Annotated in this window: 16 protein-coding genes; 8 read left to right on the top strand and 8 right to left on the bottom strand. The window is 62.9% G+C overall.

Translation table 11 applies throughout. The features are described 5' to 3' along the window. Positions 1-2: 2 nt before the first annotated feature. From GSQ92_RS18975 to GSQ92_RS18950, 7 genes are all read left to right on the top strand, one after another. Positions 3-1583: a sugar ABC transporter ATP-binding protein gene (locus GSQ92_RS18975; RefSeq protein WP_216856872.1), complete on the top strand. Its 1581-nt coding sequence runs from the start codon at positions 3-5 to the stop codon at positions 1581-1583. Beyond that, positions 1570-2598, top strand: coding sequence for an ABC transporter permease (locus tag GSQ92_RS18970; protein WP_159013842.1), 1029 nt, complete (start codon positions 1570-1572; stop codon positions 2596-2598). The genes GSQ92_RS18975 and GSQ92_RS18970 overlap by 14 nt, the downstream gene beginning before the upstream one ends. Continuing rightward, positions 2598-3575, top strand: a complete 978-nt coding sequence (locus GSQ92_RS18965) for an ABC transporter permease (RefSeq protein ID WP_158804730.1) — start codon at positions 2598-2600, stop codon at positions 3573-3575. Before GSQ92_RS18970 ends, GSQ92_RS18965 begins: the two co-directional genes overlap by 1 nt. 182 nt (positions 3576-3757) lie before the next feature. Continuing rightward, positions 3758-4663 carry an SMP-30/gluconolactonase/LRE family protein gene (locus tag GSQ92_RS30350; protein WP_216850390.1) on the top strand — a complete coding sequence of 302 codons (906 nt, stop codon included), beginning with the start codon at positions 3758-3760 and terminating at the stop codon, positions 4661-4663. A gap of 12 nt (positions 4664-4675) precedes the next feature. Further along, positions 4676-5299, top strand: a complete 624-nt coding sequence (locus tag GSQ92_RS30345) for a cysteine hydrolase (RefSeq protein WP_216850392.1) — start codon at positions 4676-4678, stop codon at positions 5297-5299. Positions 5300-5344: 45 nt separating this feature from the next. Further along, positions 5345-6793, top strand: a complete 1449-nt coding sequence (locus GSQ92_RS18955) for an amidase (protein ID WP_159013841.1) — start codon at positions 5345-5347, stop codon at positions 6791-6793. 116 nt (positions 6794-6909) lie between these two features. Next, a complete protein-coding gene (locus GSQ92_RS18950; protein ID WP_158804732.1) occupies positions 6910-7593 on the top strand; it encodes a lipid-binding SYLF domain-containing protein in 684 nt (227 codons plus the stop codon). 16 nt (positions 7594-7609) lie between these two features. Here GSQ92_RS18950 and GSQ92_RS18945 read toward each other — a convergent pair whose 3' ends face one another. The 3 genes from GSQ92_RS18945 to GSQ92_RS18935 form a co-directional block, all read right to left on the bottom strand. After that, entirely contained in the window at positions 7610-8968 is a 1359-nt protein-coding gene (locus tag GSQ92_RS18945) for an ArgE/DapE family deacylase (RefSeq protein ID WP_174247822.1), read from the bottom strand. Further along, a complete protein-coding gene (locus GSQ92_RS18940; RefSeq protein WP_158804734.1) occupies positions 8965-9936 on the bottom strand; it encodes a S1C family serine protease in 972 nt (323 codons plus the stop codon). The genes GSQ92_RS18945 and GSQ92_RS18940 overlap by 4 nt, the downstream gene beginning before the upstream one ends. 179 nt (positions 9937-10115) lie before the next feature. Next, complete coding sequence (locus GSQ92_RS18935) at positions 10116-10610, bottom strand: septal ring lytic transglycosylase RlpA family protein (RefSeq protein ID WP_254065808.1); 495 nt, start codon at positions 10608-10610, stop codon at positions 10116-10118. Positions 10611-10900: 290 nt separating this feature from the next. Here GSQ92_RS18935 and GSQ92_RS18930 point away from each other — a divergent pair, with 290 nt between their 5' ends. Continuing rightward, positions 10901-11284: a nuclear transport factor 2 family protein gene (locus GSQ92_RS18930; protein ID WP_216850393.1), complete on the top strand. Its 384-nt coding sequence runs from the start codon at positions 10901-10903 to the stop codon at positions 11282-11284. A gap of 179 nt (positions 11285-11463) precedes the next feature. Here the strand turns inward: GSQ92_RS18930 and GSQ92_RS18925 are convergent, their stop codons facing one another. The 5 genes from GSQ92_RS18925 to GSQ92_RS18905 are packed head-to-tail and all read right to left on the bottom strand — an operon-like array spanning position 11464 to position 16668. After that, the gene (locus GSQ92_RS18925) at positions 11464-12849 is read right to left on the bottom strand and encodes an FGGY-family carbohydrate kinase (RefSeq protein WP_158804737.1); all 1386 of its coding nucleotides are present in this window, start codon (positions 12847-12849) and stop codon (positions 11464-11466) included. 4 nt (positions 12850-12853) lie between these two features. Further along, the gene (gene rhaM, locus GSQ92_RS18920; RefSeq protein WP_158804738.1) at positions 12854-13168 is read right to left on the bottom strand and encodes an L-rhamnose mutarotase; all 315 of its coding nucleotides are present in this window, start codon (positions 13166-13168) and stop codon (positions 12854-12856) included. 8 nt (positions 13169-13176) lie between these two features. After that, positions 13177-14178, bottom strand: a complete 1002-nt coding sequence (locus GSQ92_RS18915; RefSeq protein ID WP_158804739.1) for an ABC transporter permease — start codon at positions 14176-14178, stop codon at positions 13177-13179. Next, entirely contained in the window at positions 14175-15191 is a 1017-nt protein-coding gene (locus GSQ92_RS18910) for an ABC transporter permease (protein WP_158804740.1), read from the bottom strand. Before GSQ92_RS18910 ends, GSQ92_RS18915 begins: the two co-directional genes overlap by 4 nt. Then, entirely contained in the window at positions 15184-16668 is a 1485-nt protein-coding gene (locus GSQ92_RS18905) for a sugar ABC transporter ATP-binding protein (RefSeq protein WP_158804741.1), read from the bottom strand. Before GSQ92_RS18905 ends, GSQ92_RS18910 begins: the two co-directional genes overlap by 8 nt. Positions 16669-16715: the final 47 nt, after the last annotated feature.

Below are 16715 nucleotides of genomic sequence, written 5' to 3'. Positions count from 1 at the left end.
ATGTGACCACAATTGCCAAGCCGGGCGTCTCCGAGACGCCCGGTGCCGAGGTTGTGACGGTGCGTGCGGTCAGCAAGTCTTTCGGTGAGGCGCGCGCGCTGCGATCCTGCTCCTTCTCCGCCCGGGCCGGCGAGGTTCATGCGCTTGTCGGCGAGAATGGCAGCGGCAAGAGCACCATGGCGAAGCTTCTCGCGGGGGTACTGCATCCGGACACGGGCAGCGTGACGGTGAATGGCGAACAGCCGATTAGTCCACACGTGGCGAAGGCCATGGGAATTGCCGTGGTTTTCCAGGAGATCCTTGTCGCCGAGGGCAGCACTGTGCTGGATAACCTGTTTCTCGGCGATGACGGGTTTTTCCGCGCGCGGCTGCCGCAGCGGGAGAAGCGCAAGCGGGCGCAGGATTTGCTGAACCGGCTCGTCGGGTCGGAAGTCGATCTCGACGCGAATGTGGATGAGCTGTCGCTCAATACGCGACAATGGATCGTCATCGCGCGGGCATTGCTTGGCACGCCGCGCGTAGTCGTCTTTGACGAATCCACCGCGGCGCTAGATCATTCGAGTGTGGAGCGGTTTTTCGAGGTAGTGCGGGGTTTGAAGGACTCTGGCGTTTGCGTGCTGATCGTCACTCATCGCATCCATGAACTGACCGCCATTTGTGACCGTGCCACGGTGCTGAGCGACGGGGCCGATGTTGGCACGCTGGTGGGAGGGGAGATCACGGAGGCGAAGCTGTTGGAGATGATGCGCGGTAGGACGCAATCCGACGCGCCTTTGCGGCCCTCGCATCAGCTTGCGGCGCGCGGCACAAAGGTACACAAAGAAGAAGCGCTGGTGGCTGTCGGGGTTAGACTGACGCCCGACGCCGCTCCGATCGATTTTGCCATTCGCGCAGGCGAGATCGTTGGCTTGGCTGGGCTTGAGGGCCATGGACAGGTCGAGTTTATTCAGGTCCTCACCGGCTTCAAGCGGCCTGTCGCGGGACAGATCCATGCCATTGCCGGTGGCGAAAGACACCCGATTGACTCCGCCAAATCAGCCGATCGCGCGAGGGTTGCCTATATTCCGGGGGACCGGAAGGCGGAGGGCTTGTTCCCCAATCTGTCGGTGTTCGAGAATTTTGGAATTTCCCGTTACCGCCCGACAGCACGGGCGGGTTTCATCGACCGAGGCAAGGTCCAACGGATGTTTCTCGAGCAGGTCAAGGACCTCTCGATCCGCCTAGGCCGGTCCAATGCACCGATCAATTCGCTCAGCGGCGGCAACCAGCAGAAAGTCGTTATCGGCCGGTCATTGGCGGCGGCGCCCTTGGTGATCGCGCTGAACGATCCGACTCGCGGAGTCGATATCGGCGCGAAAAACGACCTCTACGTTCTGCTGCGCAGTCTCGCAGAGGAGGGCAAAGCCGTATTGTTTCTCTCCAACGAAATCGAGGAGTTCGTAGGACTCTGCGACAGGGTGGTGGTGTTCCGGCTGCAGAGCGTTTTCGGCACGCTCGAGGACGGGGCGGTCACGAGTGATGGAGTGCTGGCGGCGATGTTCGGGTATAGCGATACTGAAGGACTAGATGGTGGCCGACGCTAAATGGTCTGCCGGGCGACTTATCCGGCAAAGGTCGCTGAGAACGCCGGTTATACTTCTTGTCATTCTGCTGGTCATCGCGGCATTTCACGGGCCGCACCTCTTCACATCGGATGGACTTGCAGGCGGCCTTGTCGGCGCCGCCCCGCTGATGCTCGCAACCCTGGCGATGACCCCTATTGCCATCGCCGGACCAGCGGGTGTGGATCTCTCGATCGGCCCGGCGATGACGCTGATAAATATCGCGATCGTGATGGGCCTGCCGGAAATCGGATTGTCGAGCCCGCTGGCCGTTTTTGCCTGCGCGATCGGGCTCGGCGTTCTGCTGCAAGTGGTGATGGGAACGCTGATCGCGGTGCTTCGGGTGAGCACGGTGGTCGTGACGCTCGCAGTCTATCTTGTGCTCGACGGCATGAACAGCGTGATCCTGCCACAGTCCGGCGGAACGGCTCCCGACTGGTTGGCGAGCTGGGGCTCGGCATCCACGATATTCTCGCTCGTTCTCTACGTGCCGCTCGCCGCTTTTGTCTTGTGGGCGCTGGTGTCTCGGACGACGTTTTTCCGCAATATTCGGCTGATGGGTGCAAATGACCGCACCGCCTTCGTCAGCGGTATCCCGCTGATCCCGACGCGGATCGGCGCGCATGTCGTCGCCGGTGTTTTCGTCGGCATCGCCAGCGTTATGTACACGGGGCTCATCGGCTCCGCCGATCCCACCGCCGGCACGCCTTATACTTTGAGCGCAGTTACGGCGCTTATCATTGGTGGCGCGAGCCTCGGCGGCGGCCATGCGAAGGGTTTGGGTTCCGTGCTTGGCGCGATCGACATCTGGCTTATTTCCTATGTGCTTTCGACGTTTAATTTCGGGCTCGATGCAAGCTACTGGGTTCAGTTCACGACGGGAGCCGTGCTGGTCGCGTCTTTGATCGCGGGCGGACTCCTGACCGGCAGCTCCCGACCGCGGTTGGCTAGGTGGAGAAAGCGTCGGGGCGGCCAGGCCGAGCCAGGAGTTTCGTGATGAGAGCGATAGTGGGGCAGCACGGTAGTAGTGTGATGGCGAGTGTCGTTCTCCTGGCACTCGTGGTGTTCGGTGCGGTTTCGATCGATGGATTCTGGTCGCTCATCAATCTGCGCTCCAGCCTGGTCTTCGCCTCGTTTCTTGGCGTGGCGACGGTCGGCCAGACACTTTGCGCATTGATCGGCGGCCTCGACTTGTCCATCCCGTTTGTTGTCGGCGCCGCGAATGTCGGCTTGGTGAAGTTACTGAATGATGGCCTACCCTCCCCTGTCGGGATTGTGGTGGTCTTTGTTCTTGGGGCGTTGATCGGTGCCTTTAACGGCGTCCTGAGCCATCGTCTGCGCGGGCAATCGTTGGTGGTGACCTTGGGCGTCGGCAATGCGGTGTTGGGTCTGATACAGATTCTCGTGAGCAGCGGCGGAAATTCCGGCATCTCGGGTGGTACGATTCAGGGCGCGGTGCCTCAATGGCTGCAGAGTTTCGCGACGGCCAATCACACAGTCGGCATCGCGCCTGCGGTTATCCTTTGGGCAGCGCTTGCGGCGCTGAACATTGTTCTGCTGCGTCGCACCTGGCTTGGTAGAAGCCTGTATGCTCTAGGTGGCAATCGAGTGGCAGCTGATCGCGTGCAGATATCGGGTCCATGGACCTGGACACTTGTTTTCGCCGCAAGTGGCGTGACCGCGGCGATGACCGGAGTTTTGCTGCTTGGTTATACCGGGAGCGGCTACGCGGGAGTTGGCGATCCTTATCTGTTCACCACCATCGCGGCCGTGCTGATCGGCGGAACCTCGCTGGTGGGTGGCCGCGGCGGCTACGGTCTGACTGTTCTCGGCGTGCTTATCCTGACGGTTCTGCAAACGATCCTGTCGGGCTACAGTCTCTCGTCATCTGCGCAAGAGGCGATCCTCGGGCTGCTGATCATTCCGGCTGTCGCGCTCTACGCCCGAAGCCCACATCCGCGCATGCAGATTTAGCACGGCGTCTCGTGCGTTGCGGCTGACGTTAAGCCGAACCCACTCGCAATTTCACCAGTCTTAGTCTGGAACTCCTGCTTTGTGGCTTGGATAGTCTTGACAATCTTCGAGCGTTGTCCCATAAGAGTTCGCTGCATTTGTTGCGAGAAAACATCAAGAATAAGTTCGGGGAGAATGGGAAGGTGACCGCCATCACGAACAGCGAGCGCTTTTACGAACTTGTGCCAAAAGGCGCGAAGGTCGAGCGTCTCGGCACAGGATTCACTTTCACCGAGGGGCCGGTCTGGAACCGCGCCGGCAAATTCCTCTTATTCAGCGATATGCCGGGCGACACTCGGCGGCGCTGGGATGCCGCGAAGGGGGTAACTGAGGTGGCGCGGCCCTCGAATAAGGGTAACGGCATGACCTATGAAGTCAGCGGTGATCTGCTGATTTGCGAGCATGCGACCAGTAGCCTGATCAGACAGCGGACCGATGGGAGCCGTCAAACGGTCGCTTCCCATTTCGAGGGTAAGGAACTGAACAGCCCGAACGACGTTGTGGTCGCGTCGGATAAGAGTGTCTATTTCAGCGATCCGACATACGGGCGGATGCCGGTCTTCGGTGTTGAGCGCAAACAGGATCTTTCGTTCCAGGGTGTCTATCGCGTGCAACCCTCCGGCGAGAAACTCCAGCTGCTTGTCAATGACTTCAGCCAGCCGAATGGGCTTTGCTTCTCGCCGGACGAATCGCTTTTGTATATCAATGACAGCACACACGCGCATATTCGGGTCTTCAAGGTCGCTGCTGACGGAACCATTGATAGTGGCGCGATCTTTGTGGACAAGGTTGGATCTGGAGCACTCGACGAGGGTATTCCCGACGGGATGAAGTGTGACGCCAACGGGAACGTCTACGTCACAGGGCCGGGTGGCGTTTGGGTTATTAGTCCGCAAGCAGAAGTGCTCGGCCGGATCGAGGTTCCGGAGAATGTCGGAAACCTCAACTGGGGCGGCGATGAATGGAATACACTGTTCATTTGCGCATCGACGTCTCTCTACAAGATCGATCTGAACGTGAGCGGCAACCGCCTTCCCTATATGACCTAGGAGGAAGTGACGATGGCGACAGAAGAAGCACTCCGGATCAAACCATCTTCCGCGGCCCTGATCATCCAGGACATGCAGAATGACGTGATCGGCGAAGGAGGCGCATTCGCGGGCTCCGGCTCGCCAGCGCATGCGAAGAGCCAGAATGCGGTGGCCAATGTCGCGCGACTTGCGAAAGAGGCTCGCGCTCTCAACATCCCCGTCTTCCATATCCACTATATTGTCGAGGCCGGGGCTAAGGGGCTCAAACTCAATGCTCCGCTCTACAAGGGGATCAAAGAGGCGAATGCCGTCGTGCGCGGTAGCTGGGGTGCAGCGGCTGTTCCCGGGCTCGAACCCCAGGAAGGCGACTTCATTGTCGAAAAAATGCGGATGAACGGCTTCTGCGGAACGAAGCTGGAAAGCCTGCTGCAAGGCTTCGGCGTTGAGACCGTCATCATCACAGGCGCTTGGACCAATATGTCGATCGAGCACACCGCGAGGCATGCCGCGGATCTCGGCTACGAGGTCGTTGTCGCGAGCGACGGCACCTCGACGGTCAATGACGAATGGCAGCGTGCCGGGCTCAACTACGCCCTGACGAATGTCGGCCGGACGCCGACTTGTGCGGAGATCATCTCGGCGCTACGGGGATAAGGACGAGGCGGAAGCAGAGTCTTGGCCTGAGCCGGAGCGCAGAGCATGACAACGACTACACCGGATCTCCTCCGGCTCTATGCGGAAAGCGATGCGCTCCGGCTAGCTGAACTGGTCAAGACACGACAAGTTTCCTCGTCGGAACTTGTCGAGGCCGCCATCAGCACGATCGATTCACTCAATCCGAAATTGAATGCGGTGGTGATCGAGACTTTCGATCTCGCGCGTCAGATGGCGACGCAAGCCAGCGGCGGACCCTTCGCCGGTGTGCCGTTTCTGCTGAAAGATATCGGTTCGATGTGGGAGGGCACGCGGCTCACCGCCGGGCTCGCTTATCGCAAGGATTTTGTTTGCGGCTTCGACTCCGAAATGGTGCGGCGCATAAAAGCAGCTGGGTTTATTCTCCTCGGCCGAACCAACGTTCCCGAGAATGGCTGGTGCATCGCTACCGAGCCAAGGCTCTATGGGCCAACGCTCAATCCTTGGAACACTGCGGTGACGCCCGGCGGGTCCAGCGGCGGCTCTGCGGCAGCCGTTGCGTCGCGCATGGTTCCCATTGCCGAGGGGACGGATGGCGGCGGGTCGATCCGCGTTCCCGCGTCCTGTTGCGGTCTGGTGGGCCTCAAGCCGTCGCGCGGGCGGATCACCTATGGACCGGCCGATGTCGAGATTTGGTTTGGCAGTGTGTTTTTCTTCGCGCTCACCCGCACCGTTCGCGACACCGCCGCGTATCTCGATGCGACTGCCGGTACGCTGCCGGGCGATCCCTATACCCCTCCACTGCCGGCCAAATCCTGGCTCGACGGTATCGGAGACCGCCCAAGGCGCCTCCGAATCGGGTTTACGCTGACGACGCCTTGGGGTCCCGAATTCGCACCGGAAGTGGCACGCGCGGTCAAGGAGACCGCCGTGCTGCTCGAAAGTTTAGGGCATAACGTCGAGGAATATGATCTTACGACCGATCTCGGATCGGCTTGGCTCGACTACAACCGGATGAATTCGGTGCAAACCGTACTGGAATTCGACGAACTCGCGAAAACCACCGGACGGCAGGTCGAAGAGTCGGATCTCGTGCCCTTGAATTGGTCAATGCTGGAGCGAGGGCGATCACTCTCCGCATCGGAATACGCGGCCAGCGTATCGGCCATTCGTAAGGCCAATCAGCGGATTCAGATGGAACTCCACCCCTATGACGTCTTCCTGACGCCGACGCTCACGCAGCTTCCGCGCCCCGTCGGCTATTGGGACATGAACGAAGCCGATTTCGATCGTTATAATGCCAAATGGACTGATGCCGCCTTCATGTTCGCCTTCAACCTGTCGGGCCTACCGGCAATGTCGGTGCCCGCGACCTGGACGGAGGAGCAAATTCCCGTCGGGGTGCAGTTTGTCGGCCGCTATGGCGATGAGGCCACGATCCTTGGCCTTGCCGCACAGGTCGAGGAGGCGCGGCCCTGGCTGACACGGCGCCCCGGGGTCTGCGCCACCTTCTAGGAGGCTTCGCCCCCGTCAGCAGATAGGCTATAGCGGTGCTCCGCGACGGGCGCGCCAGGGACAGAGCCACTTGTCTCCCGGCTTGAACCCTGCCGCCAGAACCAAGGAGGATGGTGATGATATCCCGTCGGACTCATTTGACACTCGCAGCAGCACTTGCAGCCTCGATGATTCTAGCGGCCGATCCGGCGGCCCGCGCGGCCAGTGATGAGCAGTCGACCGTTAACCACGCGCTGGGCACGTTGCAGGATCTCGAGGGCGACAAAGAATTCGGAAACGCGAAGCAGCTGCTGCGCCGGGCGCGCGCCGTGCTTATCGCTCCACGGATATTCAAGGCCGGTTTCTTCTTCGGCGGCGAGGGCGGACAGGCGGTGCTGATGACGCGCGGCGCGCACGGCTGGAGCGACCCCGCCTTCTATACTGTCGCCTCCGCGAGCTTCGGCTTGCAGATCGGGGCCCAGCAATCCGAGATGATTATGTTCATCATGAGCGAGAAGGCATTGCGGGCGCTCATGCGGGACAAATTCAAGATCGGCGCGAATGCGGGAATTGCAGTGGCAACGCTCGGTTCGACCGTTGAGGGCGCGACCACCGCCAATGTCGGCGCCGATATTGTTGTGTGGGCGTCTTCGTCCGGCGCCTATGCCGGTGTCAGCCTGAACGGCACGCTGGTGAAGCCAAACCGGGATGACAATGCCAGTTACTATGGCCGGCCCGTGACCGTAACCGACATCGTTGTCTCGCGCAGGGTGCGCAACCCCGCGGCCGCCCCGCTAGTGCGGACGCTGAACGCGCTGTAAGGCGCTCCGCGCGACGTTATCGGTGCGGCTTGGCGATCGGTTCCAGGCCGCACCAATTGGCGATGGCTAGTGCCAGGGTGCGGGTGACGCGGTGCAGAGAGGCTAGGCTCACACTCTCGTCGATACCGTGCGCGCCGTCGCCGTCCGGCCCGTAGCAGGTCACCTGCGTGTCGCTGTAAAGCGCGTAGAAGCGTGCGTCGGTCAAGGCGAGAGCGCAGTAAGGGCGAACCGGCTCGTCGTTGAGGCTGAGGTGAACCTCCTGCACCAGACGGGCGATCGGCTGTTCGGGCGGCAGCAGGCAGGCATCCGCCGTGAAGCCACGGAACACAAGATCCAAGGTGATTCCGGTAAGTCTTGGATCCGCGCCAGCCGAGGCTACGACCTCGCGGATATCCTGCTGCACCTGACGGCAGGACCGTCCGAGCATAACTCCGACACGCAGGCCGATCTTCGCGCGTGTCGGCACGGAGCTGTTCCACTCGCCGCCCTCGATCGTGCCGAAATTGACGTTGACGGGATGCGCCTCGCCGGCGAAGGCCGGATGGATCATGCCCTTCTCGTTCATGCGCGCTTCGTAGCGGCGGAAATGCTCGACCACGACATAGGCGGCGTCGATCGCGTTGATGCCGCGCTGCATCTGGCGGACATGGACCGGGCGGCCGGTGACCGTGACCCAAGCCCAAACCACTCCGACTTCCGATACCCACAGCGCGTCCCAGCCGGGCCCTGGCTCCGGGATGATGCAGCCCTCAGGCTTCGGCAACGCCAGCATGGTGGCGAGGGCGCCGTTGCCGGTGCATTCCTCCTCGATCACGGCAGCAAGTTGCAGTTCGGCGGCCGGCTGCATCCCGGCTCGACGGAGCGCTGCCACGGCGGTGAGAATTGCGGCGTGGCCGGCCTTCATGTCTCCCGACCCACGGCCATAGAGCCTACCGTCGCGGATTGCGGGGTCGTAGGGCGGGCTTGCCCAAAGCTCGGCCGCACCCTCATGCACGACATCGAGATGGCCTTGCAGCAGCAGGCTGCGGCCGGTCACGTTACGCGGGCGATGAACCGCCGCGACATTGGTGCGACCGGCGTACGACATCATGGGCGGCGAGAAGCCCGGATGATCGGTGAGTTTTTCTTCCTCAATCGGGATGAAATGCGGCGCGAGGCCGAGCGCCTCGTACATCGACGCCATTTCCTCGATGCAGGGCTGCTCGTTTCCGAGAATGCTGCGATGCCTCACAAGCCGTTTCAGCAGATCGGCCGAATGGTCCTGAAGAGAATCGACGGCGTCGAGGATATCTTTCTGTACGACGGTGTCGATCGGTGCTGCGGTGCTCAAGGTGATGCGGTTCTCCAGTGTCTCGGGGCTCGGCGCGTTGTTCAATGCATCCGTGGCGTCTTTAGAAGCGAACGCCGATCTATAGTCGCGACGGGCACATTCAGCCTTCGCTCGCCCCGCTGGACCGTGAGCGTCACCCGCGCGCCTGCTGGGCCGCAGGCCCATACGCCGCGCCATAGGGCGGCCAGGTCGGTGATCTCCTTGCCCTCAACCGCCAGAACGCGGTCGCCGGTATGGAGCCCGGCACGATCGCCCGGTCCGCCGTCGGCGAGGCCCCCGATCATCACCGTGTCGTCATCCTCCATGGCGTAAATGCCGAGCCAAGGGCGCGCGGGCCGGAGGACCTGACCGTAGCGGCGCAAATCATCGAGGATCGGGTGCAATTCGCCGATCGGCACGATCATATTCATGTCAAGGCGGCGACCCTCGGCGTCACCCTGCTGGAGAATGAGCGAGCCGACGCCCAAGAGTTCGGCATCCTTGCCGATCAGCGCGCCGCCTCCCCAGAAGGGATGCGCGGGCGCGGTGAAGATCGCGTCATCCAGCAGGTATTCCCAGTAGCCCGCGAATTCCTGGCGGCCAACGACTCTGGTCTCGATCGCCCGGCGCCGGCCGCCTGCCGAGGCGAAGAGGACGGCCTCGCCCAGGGCGGCTTCGCCGCTGTCGCCGAGTTCGAGCTTGGGTAGCCCCAGCTTGCCCAACGGCTGCACGAGGCCGAACCCGGTCTCCCCGTCGAAGGCCAAGGCATGCCCCGGCACCGCGCGGCCATCCGCGGAGGTGATCCAGATCGTTTCCGCCTCCATGATGAGGTAGCCCATGGTGAGCAACAGACCATCATCGCCGATGACGATGCCCGAGCCCTCTCGCTCGGTTCCCAGGGCCGAGGCGGTAAAGGCGTCCGAGGGCGCGGTGGAGCGTAGCCCGACCACGGCGCTCAATACGCCATCGAGGTCGAAGGCATAGTCCGCCGGGTTCGGTTGAAGGTCTGTGGGGATATCCCTGTTCTTGGCCATGAGCGGGTTTTGGCATACCGCCGGTCCCCTCGACCAGGGGCTTTGGACATAGGAGCAGGTGCCATTCGCGAGAGCACCTAGCGCCACAGTTCGGGACGAGCGTTTGGTCGCCTCGATGGGCGGCTAAGACATCAGCCGTCGATCGGCTCGCCACTGCCAGGTAGCTGAGACTTAGACCTTCAGTTTGCCGTGGCGGGGCCAGGGACGGCTCCCGCGCCCGCCGTGACCGTGCCATTGGATTGAGGGATCGCGACAGGTGCGACGACGACAGGCACTATTCCCTGCCGCTTGGTGATTCCAAGCTGCCGGGCGGTCGCGCTTGTCACATCGACGGCCCGGCCGTTGACGTATGGTCCGTGGTCTTCGACCGTCACCACGGCTGTGCGGCCGTTCTGGAGGTTGGTCACCTTGGCAACCGTTCCGAGCGGGAGGGATTTGCTGGCCGCCGCGTGGCCCTTCTGGTCGAACGCTCGTCCGTTCGCCATTTTGTGGCCCTGAAAGCGTGGTGCATAGACTGAGGCTTTGCCTAGTTGCTTGCGACCGGAATGGTCCTCGACGATGCGATGGCCGCCCGGCGGTCGTACCGCGGGCTCTCGCGCGAGTTTGCGCGCCTTCCGCTGCACTTCCGGGTTGCTGGTATCGAGAGCTGCCGTATTTGCGAGCGTCGTCGTCACTGATTTTGAACTACCACTGGTTGTATTCGAGTCCCGAGCACAAGCAGCGGAAGCTGCCAATCCACAAACGATCACCGTGATGCCGATATAAATAGATGATCTGTGCAAAAACCTCGTGACCTTCGGGTGATCTTCCATCGGCGAGTCCTCATCGTTTGCAGCGATCCCACGGATCCCGACTTGCCAATAACACGAACATCTATGGGGAGACGATCTTACTATTCAACCGATTACACTGAAGGATTTCGATGCCGCGGTGCTATGGTGCTCGCCCTTACATCGAGGCAGCCGTGGCTGACACCACATCGATCATCGCCTTGCTCGAGGGCGTCTGCGACGCTTTCAACGCGCACGACCTCGACCAAGTAATGAAGTTTTTCGCCGAAGACTGCATTCTGCTGATGCCTCGCGGCCCCGACCCTCATGGGCGCCGCTATGAGGGCAAAGCCGCCGTCCGCGAGGGGCTTGCCACGCGCTTCGCCGGCCTGCCCGATGTCCACTTCGGCCAGGCTACCCACTATGCCTGCGGCGACACCGGTATCTCAAAATGGACCATCACTGGCACCACGCCCTCCGGTGAGCAGATCGAGGCACTCGGTTGCGACTTCTACACATTTCGTGAAGGTGCTGTGATCGCAAAGGACTCCTACTGGAAACGCGTCGAACCAGCGTAACAATCTGACTGCGTCGCCGCCACGACGTGCAGCAAGCGATCTTGAGCCTTATTCGGGTCGTGGTCGTCGGGCCCGCAAGTAGCGACCAAATACTGCGTCGTGACTGCCGTCCGGCGATATCGACGCCTTCAACAACAAGATGGAGGGGCCGGTGTGCTCGGCGAACGAACACAGCCGGGTTAGGCAATCTGAGCGCGCCAGTGATCCCGATGGGCGCGCAATACTTTAGCCATCGAAAGAGGCGGCAGGGCCGCGGCTGGCGCTTCGGGCGGCACCGGTTCTCCCGCAAGCCACAGCACCGCCGCTCCGATGCCGTGTCGGGTACCGCCAAGCGAGACAAGATCAGCCGGCCGCAGGGCCTGAAGAAGGCGGCCAAAAAGCGGGTTCTCCGCGAAGGGGCCGTCCACCAGGATCGCGCCGGTGGTGCACAGACGGTCGAGGATGAGGTCGGCCATAAGCGCGCAGTAGAGGGTAGCCAGCGCCGCGCGGGCCGGTGCCTCCAGCGCTTCCGCAGCCTCGAGCTGCCCGGTGCGGCCCTGGAATGGGCCGCCCAAGGCAAAGCTCGGCAGCGCCTCGGCGCCGGCCGCCACTACCGCCGCCAAGCCGGCCTCGGTCGGTGGCACGCCACGCGCAGCCTCTCCGGCAATCACCGCGTATTCGCGGCCGCCCATGAAGCGCGCGGTGGCGGTGGGTTCGCCCAGTGCATCGACATTGGCAAGCATGTCGTCGCTTTCGCGCAGCCGGGAAAGATCGGCGCCCTTGGCCAGCACGATGCACCAGGTTCCGCTGGAGACGACCGTGAAGGCGTCGCCATCCGGCCGCGCCACGCGATGCGCGAGATAGGAGGCATTCGAGTCATGAATGCCGCAGATCACGGCGCAATCCTTCGGCAGCCCGGTCGCCTCCGCGATCTCCTGCCGCAGCGGGCCGAGCGCGGCGCGCGCGGGGCGCAGCGGCGGCATCAGCGCCGCCCAGCCCTGGCGGAGCACGAGATCCGAGAAGGTCGCGGCAGTCGGGTTCCATAGATCGCTGTGACAGCCGAGTGATGTCACCTCGCTCGCCGTGACGCCCGAAAGGCGCCACGACCAGTATTGCGGATAGGTGAGCACGTAGCGGGCGCGCAGGAACAGCGCGGAAGCCTCGTTCTGCAGATGGTAGAGCTGCGTTCCGAGGTTGAGGCCGGCGGGTAGTGCCGGCGACAGCGTTTGGGCGAAGGGATCGCGCAGGCGGGTGTATTCGCCGCGCAGACGGTCGAAGCTGGTATCCTCGTAATCCGGCGCCGCAAGCACCTCGCCCTCGCCGTCCACCAAGACCAGTGCCGCGCCATGGGCGATGGGGAGGATCGCGGAGACGCGCCCCCGTTCCGGCAAGTCGCGGAGTTGGGCGAGCAGCCAGTTCTCGATCCCGAAAATATCGAGTTCCGTCTTCAGCACCGGCGCATTACGGCTCAGAATGGCGGCCGAGGCGCGTTCCGCCGACCAGACCGTGCGGCCGGACGGCGCCTCCACCAGCATGAGCTTAGTGTTGGTCTTGCCGATATCCAGAACCGCGACGAGCGACGTCATGAACTCAATCGAGATGGAACATGGGATCGAGCGGCGTCGCGACCGGCGAGCCGTCCTCGTTGGTCTCCATGATATCGCGCATATGCGCCCACCAGCGCCGCATCACGGGATGCGCCGGCAAAGCCTCCATGTGGTGATCGGGCGTGTGCCGCAGCACGGCGAAAAGCGCGTTGCTCTCCTCGTCGAGAAAGATGCTGTAGTCGCGGATGCCGCTTTCGTGCAGCAGCGCCGCGAGTTCGGGCCAAATCTCCTCGTGGCGGCGGCGATATTCCTCGGCATTGCCGGGAAGGAGTCGCATGCGGAAAGCGATCTGGTTCATGGAACCTCTCAGCGCGAGCGTCTTCGGCCGGAATAGCCGAGCACCGAGGAGAGAGCCACCACCGCGATGAGCAGCCCGCCAGTGACGATGGACAGCACGATGCCCGGCACATTGAGCAGCGACAAGCCGAAGGTCACCAGCCCGATCAGCAGCGCCGCCAGCACGACGCCCATGATCGAGCCCTGGCCGCCGTCGATCGAGATGCCGCCGAGGATCACCATCGTAATGATGTCAAGTTCCCAGCCCATCGCGATCGAGGGCCGCGTGGAGCCGAGGCGCGAGGTCAGCAGGACGGAGGCGAGACCGGCGAAGAGGCCGAGTGTCGCGAAGATCCAGAACTTGTATTGATCCACGCGAATGCCGGCGACGCGGGAGGCGATGGGATTGGCGCCAATCGCGAAGATTCGCCGGCCGATGATGGTGCCATGCAGCAGCACCGCGAACAGGATCGCGAGCCCGCCGAACAGCACCAGCTCAAAGGAGATCGGCCCCACGACATAGCCTTGGCCGAAATAGGCGAAGTTCGGTTTGTAGGCCTTCAGCACGCCGTCCCCTACGATGGCATAGGCAATGCCGCGATAGAGGCTGAGCGTGCCGATGGTCGCGACAATGGATGGCACGCGGAAGAACGTGACGAGCACCGCGTTGAAGCAGCCTGCCAGAAAGCCGATCACGATGCCGGTCAGTACAACGAGAGGTGTGCCGTGGCCTGCCGCCGCGACCTCGCCCATCACCACCGAACACAGCGCCATGGTGCTGCCGACGGAGATGTCGATTTCGCCGGCGATGATGAGCAACGCCATGGGGAGTGCCACGATCGCGCGCTCGGTGAAGTTGAAGCTGGCGTCGGAGAGCGTCCAGGGATCGAGGAAGTATTTCGAGATCCGCGCGTTGAACAAGAAATCCGCCAGCACGACGAGCGCCAGCAGCACTTCCCAGCGCAGCAGCTTGCGCCAGGCGGGATTGCGGCGCGGCGCCGTCTCCGTGGCCACGGGCAGGACGCTGCTCATGCCCCGGCCTCCGACTCTTCGAGAATTCGGCGGCCCTCATGCCGCCGGGCACCGGCATTGAGAACGACGGCGACAGTGATGACGAGGCCGCTCACCGCCATCTGCCAGAAGGGCGAAATGCCGACCACGGGCAGCGCGTTCTTGATGATGCCGAGGAACAAACCGCCAAGCACCACGCCAACCACGCCGCCGACCCCACCGGTGATCGAGACGCCGCCGATGACGCAGGCGGCGATGACCTGAAGCTCGAAGCCCGAGGCGACATCGGTATAGGCCACCGCGAAACGCGCGACCCAGAGATAGCCGGCGAGGCCCGCGATGGCACCGGAGAGGACGAAGGCGAGGAATTGCATGCGGCCGACATCGATGCCGGCATAGGCGGCAGCATTCGGGTTGTTGCCGGCGGCGTAGAGGTTGCGGCCGGACACGCTGAAACGGAGGAACAGAAAAGCCGCGACCGCGACCAGAAAGCCGATCCAGCTCAGCACGCTGACGCCCAGGATCGGCACGCGCACCAGCCCGAGGAACATCGGCGACATCTGGCCGCTATTCACCCAGGCGCCGCCCGAAACGATATAGACGAGGCCGCGATAGGCCGAGAGCGTGCCGAGCGTCACCACGATCGATGGGATGCGCAGCTTCCACACAAGAATGCCATTGAAGGCGCCCAGCACTGCGCCCATCACGATGGCGATCACGATCACCGGCAGCATGCCCGCGCCGGGATGCGCCGCATTGAACAGCGCCACCACCATGCCGGTAAGCGCCGCATTGGCGGCCACGGAGAGATCGACGCTGCGGGTGAGCAGCACGAACATCTCGCCGACCGCCAGCATGATGAGCAGCGCCGTGTCGTCCAGCAGGGACTTCACGTTATCGACTTCGAGGAAGGGCGGAAAGGCGAAGGACACGGCGGCGAGCAGCAGCAGCGTCAGCAGGCCGAGACCAACGACATGCGGCAGGCGGCCGATCCTCGTGCCAAGTCCTACGCGGGCGCTGTGGGTCTCACGCATCGGTCGCGGCCCGGACGATGGCCTCGGCGGTGGCTTCCACGCGATCGAAGAGTGCGGCGACACGACCGCGACGCATGACCAGCACGCGATCCGCCATGCCCAGCGCCTCCGGCAATTCCGATGTGACCATGATGATGCCGAGACCCTGCGCCACCATTTCCCCCATTAGCCGATAGACGGCGGTCTTGGCGCCGACATCGATGCCCTTGGTCGGCTCGTCCATGATGAGCACGCGGGGATGCGTCGCCAGCCATTTGGCGATCACGACCTTCTGCTGATTGCCGCCGGACAATTCTTCCAACCGCTGCGCGATGCCGGAGGTTTTGATCTGCAACTGCGAGACATATTCGTCCGCGAGTTTGCGTTCCTCGCCGCGTCGCGTGAAGCCGAAACCGGCGAGACGGGAGAGGCTGGGCAGCGCGATGTTGTCGTTGATCGAGAAACGCAGAATGCCACCGGAAATCTGCCGATCCTCCGGCACGAAACCGAGACCTTGGTCGATCGCGTCCTCGGGCGAACGGATGACGAGCTTGCGGCCCTCCAGCGTAACAGTGCCCGCATCGGCGCGGTTGAGGCCGAAGATGGTTTGCATGACCTCGCTGCGGCCAGCGCCGACGAGGCCGTAGACGCCGAGGATTTCGCCCCGTCTCAGCCCGAAGCTGACATCGGCGAATTCACGGCCGCGCGACAAACCTTCGACGCGGAAAAGCTCCTCGCCGATCGGCACGACGGCTTTGGGGAAAACCTGGTCAACCGAACGCCCGACCATCAGTGTGATAAGCTCGTCACGCCCGACATCGCTGACGAGGCCCTGCCCCACTGCCGCGCCGTCGCGGAAGACGGCGTAGCGGTCGGCGATTTCGAAGACCTCATCGAATTTGTGGCTGATGAAGAGGATCGCGCGGCCCTCCGCCTTCAGCCGGTGCACGATGGTGAAGAGTTCCGCGACCTCGCGATGCGAGAGCGCTGCCGTGGGCTCGTCCATGATCACAACACGCGCTTCGTGGGACAGCGCGCGGGCGATCTGCACGAGGTGTTTCTGCGCGACGCTGAGCTGGCGCATCGGCATGGCGGGATCGATGCGCGGGTCCAGCTCGGCGAGCAGTTTGCTCGTCTGCCGCCGCATCTCCGCCCAATCGACCATGCCGTGGCGGCGCGGGCGTTCGGTGATGAAGATATTCTCGGCGACCGAGAGATCGTCGAAGACCACCGCTTCCTGGTGGATGGCGCTGATGCCGAGTCGATTGGCGGCATCGGCGGAGGGGATGCGCACCACCTCGCCGCCGAGGGTGATGCTGCCCTCGTCGGCGTGATGCACACCGGTGAGGATTTTCACCAGCGTCGATTTGCCCGCACCGTTCTCGCCGATGAGCGCCGTCACCTCACCCGGATAGAGCGTGAGTTCGCCCTTCACCAGCGCACGCACGCCAGCGAAATGCTTGGTCACACCCGTCATGGTGAGGATCGGAGCGGTCATCGTTGTGGCACCCCGTCATGCTCGGCGAAGGCCGGGCATCCATGCCT

The organism is Acidisoma sp. S159, assembly GCF_009766125.1.
In the GTDB taxonomy this organism is placed as follows: domain Bacteria; phylum Pseudomonadota; class Alphaproteobacteria; order Acetobacterales; family Acetobacteraceae; genus Acidisoma.
Note: the sequence above shows the minus strand (reverse complement) of the source record. Positions and strands in the feature narration are given on the sequence as shown.

What these genes read in the sequence shown, in the direction of transcription:
- GSQ92_RS18965 (WP_158804730.1), top strand. Translation starts at nt 2,598, where the DNA reads ATGAGAGCGATAGTGGGGCAGCACGGTAGTAGTGTGATGGCGAGTGTC.
- GSQ92_RS30345 (WP_216850392.1), top strand. Translation starts at nt 4,676, where the DNA reads ATGGCGACAGAAGAAGCACTCCGGATCAAACCATCTTCCGCGGCCCTG.
- GSQ92_RS18955 (WP_159013841.1), top strand. Translation starts at nt 5,345, where the DNA reads ATGACAACGACTACACCGGATCTCCTCCGGCTCTATGCGGAAAGCGAT.
- GSQ92_RS18950 (WP_158804732.1), top strand. Translation starts at nt 6,910, where the DNA reads ATGATATCCCGTCGGACTCATTTGACACTCGCAGCAGCACTTGCAGCC.
- GSQ92_RS18940 (WP_158804734.1), bottom strand. Translation starts at nt 9,936, where the DNA reads ATGGCCAAGAACAGGGATATCCCCACAGACCTTCAACCGAACCCGGCG.
- GSQ92_RS18925 (WP_158804737.1), bottom strand. Translation starts at nt 12,849, where the DNA reads ATGACGTCGCTCGTCGCGGTTCTGGATATCGGCAAGACCAACACTAAG.
- rhaM (WP_158804738.1), bottom strand. Translation starts at nt 13,168, where the DNA reads ATGAACCAGATCGCTTTCCGCATGCGACTCCTTCCCGGCAATGCCGAG.
- GSQ92_RS18915 (WP_158804739.1), bottom strand. Translation starts at nt 14,178, where the DNA reads ATGAGCAGCGTCCTGCCCGTGGCCACGGAGACGGCGCCGCGCCGCAAT.
- GSQ92_RS18910 (WP_158804740.1), bottom strand. Translation starts at nt 15,191, where the DNA reads ATGCGTGAGACCCACAGCGCCCGCGTAGGACTTGGCACGAGGATCGGC.
- GSQ92_RS18905 (WP_158804741.1), bottom strand. Translation starts at nt 16,668, where the DNA reads ATGACCGCTCCGATCCTCACCATGACGGGTGTGACCAAGCATTTCGCT.